The following is a 9,960-nucleotide window of genomic DNA, read 5'->3' as shown; positions in this document are numbered from 1 at the left end:
CAGGATGCTATCGGCTGGCCTACAACAACCGATGATGACGCCGCGGGCGTCTCGCGAACGAGGGCTCGCTGCTGCGGGTCCTCTTTTGTTTCTGGAGACCGGAAACCGCTGCTGGAGGAACCTTCTCGACCATGTTCATCTCTCCGCTGGGTGAGCGACCCGCTGAGACGGGGGAATGGACCCCAACCGCGCTGCGCGTGCTCGCTGAACGGTACCTGGCGCACAGCAACGAACGCCACGAGTCGCCCGAAGACATGCTGTGGCGCGTGGCGGCAACCCTCGCCTGGGCAGAACGCGCCTGGGTTCAAGACGAGCAGGCGCTGCGCCGCGTTGCCGAAGCGTTCTACCGGCTCATGGTGAGGCGGGAGTTCATGCCCAACTCGCCCACCCTCATGAACGCGGGGCGCGCCAACGGCCTCCAGTACAGCGCGTGCTACGTGCTTCCCGTCGAAGACTCCATCGAAGGCATCTTCGAAACCGTGAAGCGCGCGGCAGTCATCCACCAGAGCGGTGGCGGCACGGGCTTCGCCTTCTCGCGGCTGCGCGCGAGCGACTGCCCGGTGCGAAGCACGGGGGGGCGAGCAAGCGGCCCCGTCACGTTCATGCACGTCTTCGACGCAGCCACAGAGGCGGTGAAGCAAGGGGGCACACGGCGCGGTGCCAACATGGCGGTGCTGCGCGTCGATCACCCGGACATCGTCACGTTCATCGACTGCAAGAGAGAGGGACGCCTGACGAACTTCAACATCTCGGTGGCGGTGACCGACCCGTTCATGGCCGCGCTCGAGAGAGGCAGCGACTATGCGCTGCACGACCACGCGGGCCGCGCCGTCGGAAGCCTGCAGGCCCGCGAGGTATGGGACCGCATCGTGTCGGCGGCCTGGAGAACGGGCGACCCTGGACTCGTGTTCATCGATCGCATCAACCGATCCCGTGCCAATCCAACGCCGGCCGTCAGTCTCATCGAAGCCACCAATCCGTGTGGAGAGCAGCCGCTGGCCCCGAACGAAGCGTGCAACCTGGGCAGCCTCAACCTGACGCGCTTCCTGGCTGAAGACAGCTTTGACTGGCCGCGCCTCGACGAGGCGGTGGCCCTGTCGACCCGCTTCCTCGACGACGTCATCGAGTGCAACCCCTATCCCCTTCCCGAGATCGACGCCATGGTGAAGGCCAACCGCCGCGTGGGCCTCGGAATCATGGGGTGGGCCGACTGCCTCATGGCCCTGCGCATCCCCTACGACAGCGAGGCGGCCATCACGCTGGCCGAGCAGGTCATGGGCCGCATCGAGAAGGCCGCGGAGCAGGCAACCCGCGAGCTCGGGGCGCAACGGGGGGGATATCCGAACCAGCCGCACGGGATTCACGCGAACGAGCCGCCACGGCGAAACGCCACCGTTACCACCATCGCCCCCACGGGCACCATCTCCATCATTGCCGGCTGCTCCTCCGGCATCGAGCCCGCCTTTGCCCTCGCATTCAGACACGTGGTGGGCGACCGTGTGCTCCAGTTCGTGAACCCCGTGGTGGAAGCCGCCCTGGCCGACGCGGCGCCCGAGGTGCTCGAGCGTCTGCGCGCCAGGGGGACCCTGCAAGACGAGAGCCGCGTCGCGCCGGAAGCACGCCGCGCATTCGTCACCGCCCACGAGATCGCGCCGGCGTGGCACGTGCGAATGCAGGCCGCGTTCCAGCGATACACCGAGAACGGGGTATCTAAAACGGTGAATCTGGCGGCAGACGCGTCGGTCTCCGACGTCTCGACCGCCTACCAGATGGCCTGGGACGAAGGCTGCCTGGGAATCACGGTGTTCCGAGACGGGTGCAAGGGCGGACAGGTGCTGCACCACGGCGCCGACGCCGCGCATCTCGCGCCTCGCCCTCGAAAGGCCGATGGGTCGACCTGGCGCGTGGCCTCTCCCCTGGGCACCTGCTTCATCACGGTCAACCGAGACGAGCGGGGAGAGCCGCTCGAGGTGTTCGCCAATGTGGGAAAAGCCGGCAGCGACATCAGTGCCGTCTCGGAGGCCATCGGCCGACTGGTCTCGCTCGTGCTGCGGCTGCCCTCCCCGCTGTCTCCCGCGGAACGGCTGCGCGAGATCGTGAGCCAGATGCGCGAGATCGGGGGCGCGAGGCCCATCGGACTGGGGCCGAATCGCGTTCGCTCCCTTCCGGACGCCATCGCCCAGGTCCTGGCGGAGTTCGCCGGCGTAGAGCGAGGAGGGTCACCGTCACAGACCGATCGTCCGAGCCCTTCCGATTTCTGCCCGGAGTGCGGTGGCGCAACGCTGGTCTTCGAGGAGGGATGTGCGAGCTGCAAGTCTTGTGGGTACAGCTACTGCTGAGAGACGTCGCTCCTGAGGCGGCGTCAGAGCGCCGACCGACATGCGAGCCGACGGCGTATTTACAAGTTCATGGGGGTCGCCTATAATGACGTCGACTGAAAGAGCAACGCCACGGTGCGGAACCCGGCGGCACTCGAGCGACTCTCACAAGGGTGTGAGACCGCACACACCCGCAGCCGAATCCCCCCCAGAGGAGCAGAGATGACGAGAATCGCGCAGCAGCGCGAGGCCGCAGGCCAGAGGGTTCGACGCAAGGCGCTTCAGCCAGAGGAGCGCTTCTGTCGCCTGTTGCGCAGAGCCGTGACCATACTCGTCGAGTATTCCGACTACCAGGCCCCCTACAACAAGGGGCCTGAGGGCGAGATCTACTGCGGCAACCTCATCGAGTGCTACCAGAAGGGCATGGAGTGCCGCTACTCTGGCATCTCGCCGCTGTATCCAGACCCGTTCGAAGGTGTGCCCCGTGACGTGCGCGAGGCAAAGGCCATGTTCGGCGTGAGCGATGAGACCGCCGAAGACGAAGCCGACAGCGCCGAGGAACCAGAGCAGGGCGCCGACACCGAAGAGTAGCGCCGCGTCAGGGTCAGGCGTCGACGAAGGCACGCTCCACGGCGTGGCACAGGATGTGCACCACCGTGAGATGACACTCCTGGATGCGCATGGTTCGCGAAGAGGGCACGCGAATGAGGTGGTCGCACAGCTCGGCCATCAGACCGCCCTTCTCCCCCACCATGCCGATGGTGTGCGCCTGGAGCGCGCGCGCTGCGCGAAGGCCCTCGACGACATTTCGCGATCCACCGGATGTGCTGATGCCGATGGCCACGTCTCCCGCGCGCACGAATGCATTCACCTGACGCGCGAAGACCTGATCGTAGCCGAAATCGTTGGCCACGGCGCTGAGAATCGACGTATCGGTGGTGAGCGCCAGCACGGGAAGGCTCCCGTGATCGACCTCGAGACGCCCCACCATCTCGGCTGCGAAGTGCTGGGAATCGGCGGCGCTCCCGCCGTTCCCGAAGATCACCACGCGCCCCCCATTCTTGAGGCGCTCAACCAGCAGCGCAGCGGCGCGCTCGATGGGCTCGGTCATGCCGAGCAGCGCCTGCTTCACGCGGATGCTCTCTTCGATGTGGTCGCGGATGACCTCGCCCGGCGACGCGGATGCCGTCGCAGACGAGGGGCTTGTGGGCTCGGTTCTCATGTCAGTCATCGCTCGCTCTTGTTGGCTTCGCCGTGAATCGATCCCTGCGTCTGCACTGGGCCTTCACGCGAAGCCGTGCGTGTGCACGCCGCAGCAGCGGTCTCAAGAGGCGCCCCCGCTCCACCCGAGAGAGCGTGCTCGACCCATTCCACCAGCGTCCGCATGTGAGCCTCTGCTTCTGCGCGCGCGGCCGCAACCTGCGCCTCCGCCTCGAGGGACCGCAAGAGCCTGAGGTGCGCGGGAAGCACGTCGCGTCGCCAGCGCGCCTCGACCTCACGCTGGAAGGCCTCGTCCACGCAGGGAATCCGGATGGAACGGATCTCATCGAAGCTGATGTTGGGCATCCCCACCCCGTTTATGAGACGCTTCACCTGCCCCCAGCCGAAGCGGGTCTTCAAGAAGATCCATACGAACCAGGCGCACACGCCGCGCAGGCGTATCAGGTCGACGAAGCAGCCGAGCGCCACCGGGGCCTCTCCATCGAAGACCGCGAGCCGGTTGCGTCCCAGCGAGCCCGCACCGCTGCGCGGGAAGAGAAGGTCGCCACGCCTCACCCTGCACCGCGGAGGGTCGAACACCGAACCGGCCGCGACACGCGGCGATGCGTGCAGGACGATCCCGCTCTCCTCGATCTGCCCCTGGCTGAGGATTGGCACATCGCCGGGCAGGTCCCGAGGGCGGATCCGCGTGACGATGGGGCCGTAGGTGAGGTGCTCGATGAAGTCTCCCAGCGGCCGGGTCGGAAGATCTGCCATGCCGGTGAGCGGCGAGGCCCAGCGCGGATCCCAGAACTGGGGATCCCAGCGCTGATCGCGCAGCACCGACCATGAAACCGTCACCGTGGGCGGCGCGGCGAGGTAGCTCGTGAGGTCGACGCGTCGCCGCGAGACCTGTCCACGCGGGGTCCACTCGAGATCGACGTCGGAGACGGCGACGTCGCCCGCCATCGAGGGCTCGCGCTGATAGACGAGCAATGCCGTGCGCGCAGCCGCGCCAGCCTTGGCAAAGACCCGAGGCAGGCCGATGATCGCCGCCACCCGGCCGTGCTGGGAGAGGAAGGCGCGCAGATCAGCGGCGCGCGCATTCGCAAGGACGCCTTCCGGAACGACCACGGCCATCCAGCCTCCAGGCCTCAGAAGGCGCACGAAGCGCTCGAGGAAGAGCATCTCGATGGGATGGCGGAATGCTCGGTCGAGCCAGCGGCGCACCGCTGGAGTGAGCTGGCGCGCGTGCAGCGCGCGAGGCACCGGGCCCAGGGAAGCGGCGAGCGCGCGGAGACGAGCCACCGCCTCTGCGACCCGCCAGTCGCTGTCCTGCCCTTCTCCTCGCGCAAGACGGGAGAGCTCGATGAGCCCGAGTCCACCATAAGGCGGATTGCCGACCGCCACCTCGAAGGCCCCCTCGGTCACCCCGACTTCCGGCACATCGACCAGACCGTTGCCGACGCGAACATGGCCTCCTTCGACCCTCGGATCGACATCAAGACCGATGACCTCTGCCGAGGCAAGCACGTCGGTGACGGCCTCGAGGAAGAGCCCGGGCCCCGCGGCCGGATCGATGACGCGCACCGACGCGGCATCAAGGGCGCCATGACGGGCCAGCGTGCGAACGGCGAAGGCGGCGATCTCAACGGGCGTGTAGTACTGTCCGAGCGCCCTGCGCGGACGTTGCTCGAGGGAGACGCGAACCCCCCTCATTTCTGGAGCTGCAGAAACCTGCGGGCACTTACGCGACGCACACGTCGATGGGCACCGATGGCCGTCTCGTAGACGCCAAGGATCTGCTCGGTGCCCGTGTCTTCGTCGTGGGCACTGATGTTGCGCTCGGCCGCGCGGCGGAGGTCGGTGAGGTCGCCGCTCTCGAGCAGCGCCTTCAGCGCCGTCGCGTATCGCTCGGTGAGCGCGGCAACATCGTCACACGGCTCGACGAGACGTCCGCCGTCCCACCGCCCGACTGCGTCGATGACCCCGCCTGCTCCGATGGCGAGGGTAGGCACTCCCAGCTGGAGGGCCTCTTCCACCACCAGCCCCTGGGTCTCGGTGAGCGAGGTGAACACGAACAGGTCGGCGGCCCGATACCACGCGGGGATCTCCGCGTGGTCGACGGGGCCGGCGAGGTGCACCCAGGCGGCCGCTCCCATCTCGCTCACCTGCGCCTCGAGCCATTCCCGGGACGGGCCGTCTCCGACGAGCACGAGATGCGTGCGCTCGTCGCGCGCACGCGCACAGGCGTCGAGCAGAAGGCCGAGGTTCTTCTCGCGGGCGAGGCGCCCGACATTCAGCAGCACGCGGTGAGACGGCGGGATGCCGAGCGCCGCGCGCACGCGAAGGCCTGCGTCACGCGAAGCAGTGCGCATCCGCACATCTGTGGGCACCACATCGATGGGCGTGCTGACCCCGTATGACTCGAGCAGGCTCTTGATCGGGGCGGCCGGAACCACAACCCGGTCGGCCATGTTGCTGAACGTGCGACTCACCCACACCAGAAAGCTCTTGCTCACGCTGGGATTGAGCGGCAGGTAGTGATGGTAGTCGACGAGACGCGTGTGATACGTGAAGACGAGGGGCACGTCGAGCCGGTGCGCGTGGCTCCAGGCCAGCAGCCCTGTCATGAAAGGGGTCTGTGCGTGGACGACATCGAGTCGGGGGATGCTGCCGCGCTTGCGGAAGGGGGTGGCGAAGCGATAGGGCGTGCGGGTCGGCAGGGGCAGCGAGTGGAACGGGACCACGAAGGGCTCGGGGTACGACATGTAGTCTGGCGTGAAGACGTAGACCTCGTGCCCCTGACGTTGCAGCTGCTCACGGAAGGACTCAACGGAGACGACGACGCCGTTCAGTACCGGACGATAGATCTCCGTGTAGATGCCGATCCTCATCAGAAAGCGTTAGTTATTCTCCTCAGTACCCGGTTTCCTCTACCCATTTCAACAGGACGGCTCGCGCAACCCCGCGAACCTCGCCAGCATGCAAAGCCCATCACTCGGCCTGGGCAAGGTGCCGGCGCCGATGCTCGGCGAGCTTCTCGAGCGCTTCGGCGCACGCTCTCGCCGCGTGCTCACCCCCCCCGCTCCAGGCGAAGATGCAGCGGCTGTGCTCTCGCGCCTCCCGTGCACGGTCACCGCCATGAATCCCGTGATCGACGAGGTGGAACGACTCGGGCACGAGGTGGTCCACCGCAACGCAAACGCCGTGGCAACGCGTGGGGCAGACCCTTCCTGGTTCCTGTTCACCCTGCTGCTCCCCCCGCAATCAGCCGATCCGTCAGCCATCGAAGCGGTGTTCCACCAGGTCAGCGACGCCTGTCTGGCCGTGGGAGCCGAGCTCATCGGAGGGCACACCGAGGTCACCGAACAGGTCACCCAGCCCGTTGCCGTGGGCACGATGATCGGTGAGATCACCACCTTCCGGCTCACCGCGACGCGTAGCGCCCGCCAGGGAAACGCCATCGTGATGATCGGCGCCTGCGGCGAGTACGGCACAGGGCTGCTGGCCCAGCGACACAGCGCTGCGCTCGAGCGTCACGGCGTTCCTGCGACGGTGGTCGAGCAGGCCAGGGCCTTTCTGGAACCCGCGAGGCGAAGCATCGTGCCCGCGGTTCGCGTCGCCATGGCGCAAGGCCATCCCCACGCCATGCACGACCTCACCGACGGCGGTCTCGTGGCCTCGCTCCACGACCTCGCCCGCCTGGCCGAGGTTGGCGTCGAGATCGACGAGAGTGCCGTGCCCGTGCGACCGGAGACGCAGGCGATCTGCACGTCGCTGGGGCTCGACCCGTGGCGCTTGCTGAGCTTTGGCACGCTGCTGCTCTGCGTCGATGAGATCGATGTCGAGGCGCTTCTCCAGGCTTGCAGCGCGGCTGCCATCGAGGCTTTTCACGTGGGTCGCGTCGTATCCCCGGAGCTTGGCCTGCATCGCGTGTCGGCGAATGGCACCCGCACCGAGATCGCAGCCTGCCACCAAGACGAGCTGCATCGCTTCGAGCAGGGTCAGCGCCCTCACTGAAGGGCCCCATGGGACTCGCGCCCTGCTGTGCGAAACGAAGCCAGACCCTCTTCGCGGCAGGGGCCTCGGCTGTTCTCACGAAGCGTTCCGGAGCGTGCTGACCGTCGTCTGGCGCTCCACCGCGCACCGATTGCGGAACCCTTTCAGAAGTCTTCTGTCGCATTGACAGGAAAAAGCCCGCCCTTGAAAGAAATACAAGATTTCGACGCTGACGCACGCTCCCGCGCCGCCACTCAGGCAACCCACCGCGCAGGGAGCAGATGATGAGGGCTGCAGATGGCCGCACGCACAAGCAAATTCCCCATTCGCCGCCCGCGCGCCAGCGCTTCGACGCGCAAAGCCTTCCTGCTGACCGTCTTCTGCGTGGCGCAGGTCGTCTTCTTCACCTCTGACATGTTCCGCGTGAGAGCGGTAGAGGTCGTGGGAAACGATCGCCTGAGCGACGCCACCATCCGCGCCCAGGCTGCGGTCTCGTTGCAGGGCCCTCTCTTCTCGGTGCCCCTGCGGAACGTGGAGGAGCGGGTGCACACCCTGCACTGGGTGAAAGATGCTGCGGTGCGCCGCTACATGCCCGGGCGAATCCAGATCCGCGTGCACGAGCGAACCCCCGCGCTTGCCGTGGCAGACCCGCTTCGCGCGGGCACCTTCCCGACGGGCTGGTTCGTGATGTCTGATGACGGCATGGTGCTCGCGCCCGCTGGCGCTCGCGGCGAAGACAGCCTTCCGCGCGTGCTCGTCTCCACCCCCCTGCTCGTGGGCCATCGGCTGTCGAGCACGCTGGTGTCGACCGTGCGAGAGACACTGGCGGCCATCCCCCCCGAGATGACCGCCAGCGTGCGTGAGCTGCGCGCCGACGCCCAGGGGCAGCTGTTCCTCAGCATAGACCTTCTCGATCGCCCCATCGAGGTTCGTCTCGGCGGAGCCGAGCGCGCACCGTACAAGTTTGCGGTGCTGCAGGCGCTCACCGGGCGACTCGCGCTGGAGGAGCGTCCGGTGAGCTACATCGACCTGCGATACAACGACCCCGCCGTGGGCTACATGCTGGTGCAGGCCGAGACAGCGACAAAGGAAGAGAAGCAGCAGTAGGCTGACACGCATGAGCTTGAGCGAATCGGTGAAGGAGACCACAACCGCCCTGCGCACGCGCAGGCGCGATATCACGTGGCATCTCCCCATGATCTGCGCCTCGGTGGTGCTGGGCATTCTCGTGACGCTGCAGTTCCGCACGCAGCGAGACCTGGGCAACCCCCTCGCGCAAGACAACGTGAACAACCTGAGCCGCATGCTCATGTACCAGGAAACCGAGCGCAACAAGCTCATGAACGACCTCAAGGAGACGCGAGAGCAGAAAGACCGCTACGAGACCCTTCTCAGCGAGCAAGGTCGCAAGCAGACCCAGGAAGCCCTGAACCTGCTCAAGGAAGAGGTCGACAAGGCCCGAATGCAGGCAGGACTCGTGCCGGTGAAGGGCCCGGGCGTTGAGGTCCGGCTTGAAGACTCCCTGCAGAAACCGGGTCCCACCGATGACGCGTACTTCTTCATCGTGCACGATGTCGACATCCAGTCGTTCGTGAACGAGCTCTGGGCAGCCGGCGCTGAAGCGGTCGCCATCAACGACCAGCGGGTGGTGACGTCGACATCTGTTCGATGCGTGGGGCCCACGGTGCTCGTGAACGCGGTTCGCCTTGCGCCTCCCTACATGATACGCGCCATCGGCGACCAGAAGACCCTCGACACCGCGCTGCGCATGCCCAACGGTGTGCTGGCAAGCTTGTCGGCCAGCCTGGCCAAAGGGGTGCGGGTTGACATCGTGAAGCGCAAGGACATCGAGCTGCCAGAGTTCAAGGGAAGCGGCGGCTTTCGCTACGCCGAGCCGGTGAGCGCGAAGTGATTGCCGTCGTAGGCATCATCCTGGGAATCGTCATCGGCTGGCTGCTGCCCTATCGCGTGCCTCCCGAGCTCACGCGCTATGTGGCGGTGGCATTCCTGGCCGGTCTCGACTCGGTGATCGGCGCGGTACGCGCCGACATCGAGGAGAAGTACGACGTGCTCGTGTTTGCGTCCGGCTTCGTCTCGAACGCGTTCCTCGCCGCCGTGCTCGTTCTCATGGGAACACGCCTCGGCGTAGACCTGTACCTCGCCGCCCTCGTCACCTTCGGCGTGCGCATCTTCGAGAACCTCGCCTGGATCCGGCGCGACCTGATCACCCGACACCGAGAAGCGCAGGCCAGTCGCGCGTCAGATCAAGATGCGGGCGCTGCCATCGAGGCCACCCCTTCGTCGACGGCCCGCCCGATCTGATCTGCGCGTCGCCCTTCGCGAGAGCGCGATGTCCCTGTCACGCGCTCTCGCCGCGGAGGCACTCGGCCGGGCGCCAGTCTGAGTCGCGCCAGACCACGGAAAGCAAAGAGGCGGGGGG

Annotated in this window: 9 protein-coding genes; 6 read left to right on the top strand and 3 right to left on the bottom strand. The window is 66.8% G+C overall.

The features are described 5' to 3' along the window. The first annotated feature begins 131 nt into the window (after window positions 1-131). Both EB084_12500 and EB084_12495 read left to right on the top strand, forming a co-directional pair. Entirely contained in the window at window positions 132-2,339 is a 2,208-nt protein-coding gene (locus EB084_12500) for an adenosylcobalamin-dependent ribonucleoside-diphosphate reductase (GenBank protein NDD29076.1), read from the top strand. Window positions 2,340-2,540: 201 nt separating this feature from the next. Then, window positions 2,541-2,909, top strand: coding sequence for a hypothetical protein (locus EB084_12495; protein NDD29075.1), 369 nt, complete (start codon window positions 2,541-2,543; stop codon window positions 2,907-2,909). A 13-nt stretch (window positions 2,910-2,922) separates the two neighbouring features. On the opposite strand, the gene EB084_12490 is transcribed toward EB084_12495, so the two are convergent. The 3 genes from EB084_12490 to EB084_12480 form a co-directional block, all read right to left on the bottom strand. Then, window positions 2,923-3,429, bottom strand: coding sequence for an SIS domain-containing protein (locus EB084_12490; protein NDD29074.1), 507 nt, complete (start codon window positions 3,427-3,429; stop codon window positions 2,923-2,925). Between the two features lie 116 nt (window positions 3,430-3,545). Next, window positions 3,546-5,237, bottom strand: a complete 1,692-nt coding sequence (locus EB084_12485; protein ID NDD29073.1) for an SAM-dependent DNA methyltransferase — start codon at window positions 5,235-5,237, stop codon at window positions 3,546-3,548. Continuing rightward, window positions 5,234-6,415 (bottom strand): glycosyltransferase family 4 protein, encoded by a 1,182-nt coding sequence (locus EB084_12480; GenBank protein NDD29072.1) that lies wholly within the window; start codon window positions 6,413-6,415, stop codon window positions 5,234-5,236. The genes EB084_12485 and EB084_12480 overlap by 4 nt, the downstream gene beginning before the upstream one ends. 88 nt (window positions 6,416-6,503) lie before the next feature. Here EB084_12480 and EB084_12475 point away from each other — a divergent pair, with 88 nt between their 5' ends. The 4 genes from EB084_12475 to EB084_12460 all read left to right on the top strand — a co-directional run bounded on the left by EB084_12475 (window position 6,504) and on the right by EB084_12460 (window position 9,842). Beyond that, complete coding sequence (locus EB084_12475) at window positions 6,504-7,541, top strand: hypothetical protein (GenBank protein NDD29071.1); 1,038 nt, start codon at window positions 6,504-6,506, stop codon at window positions 7,539-7,541. A 276-nt stretch (window positions 7,542-7,817) separates the two neighbouring features. Beyond that, the gene (locus tag EB084_12470) at window positions 7,818-8,627 is read left to right on the top strand and encodes an FtsQ-type POTRA domain-containing protein (protein NDD29070.1); all 810 of its coding nucleotides are present in this window, start codon (window positions 7,818-7,820) and stop codon (window positions 8,625-8,627) included. Window positions 8,628-8,637: 10 nt separating this feature from the next. Further along, window positions 8,638-9,432, top strand: coding sequence for a DUF881 domain-containing protein (locus EB084_12465; protein ID NDD29069.1), 795 nt, complete (start codon window positions 8,638-8,640; stop codon window positions 9,430-9,432). After that, complete coding sequence (locus EB084_12460) at window positions 9,429-9,842, top strand: DUF1290 domain-containing protein (GenBank protein NDD29068.1); 414 nt, start codon at window positions 9,429-9,431, stop codon at window positions 9,840-9,842. The genes EB084_12465 and EB084_12460 overlap by 4 nt, the downstream gene beginning before the upstream one ends. Window positions 9,843-9,960 lie beyond the last annotated feature (118 nt).

It is taken from the genome of Pseudomonadota bacterium (assembly GCA_010028905.1).
Classification (GTDB): domain Bacteria; phylum Vulcanimicrobiota; class Xenobia; order RGZZ01; family RGZZ01; genus RGZZ01.
This window is presented reverse-complemented; position numbering and strand designations above follow the sequence as displayed.

Bases quoted from the DNA above. Each gene is read 5' to 3' on its own strand.
- EB084_12500 (NDD29076.1), top strand. From the start codon at position 132: ATGTTCATCTCTCCGCTGGGTGAGCGACCCGCTGAGACGGGGGAATGG.
- EB084_12485 (NDD29073.1), bottom strand. From the start codon at position 5,237: ATGAGGGGGGTTCGCGTCTCCCTCGAGCAACGTCCGCGCAGGGCGCTC.
- EB084_12465 (NDD29069.1), top strand. From the start codon at position 8,638: ATGAGCTTGAGCGAATCGGTGAAGGAGACCACAACCGCCCTGCGCACG.
- EB084_12470 (NDD29070.1), top strand. From the start codon at position 7,818: ATGGCCGCACGCACAAGCAAATTCCCCATTCGCCGCCCGCGCGCCAGC.
- EB084_12480 (NDD29072.1), bottom strand. From the start codon at position 6,415: ATGAGGATCGGCATCTACACGGAGATCTATCGTCCGGTACTGAACGGC.
- EB084_12490 (NDD29074.1), bottom strand. From the start codon at position 3,429: ATGACCGAGCCCATCGAGCGCGCCGCTGCGCTGCTGGTTGAGCGCCTC.
- EB084_12495 (NDD29075.1), top strand. From the start codon at position 2,541: ATGACGAGAATCGCGCAGCAGCGCGAGGCCGCAGGCCAGAGGGTTCGA.
- EB084_12475 (NDD29071.1), top strand. From the start codon at position 6,504: ATGCAAAGCCCATCACTCGGCCTGGGCAAGGTGCCGGCGCCGATGCTC.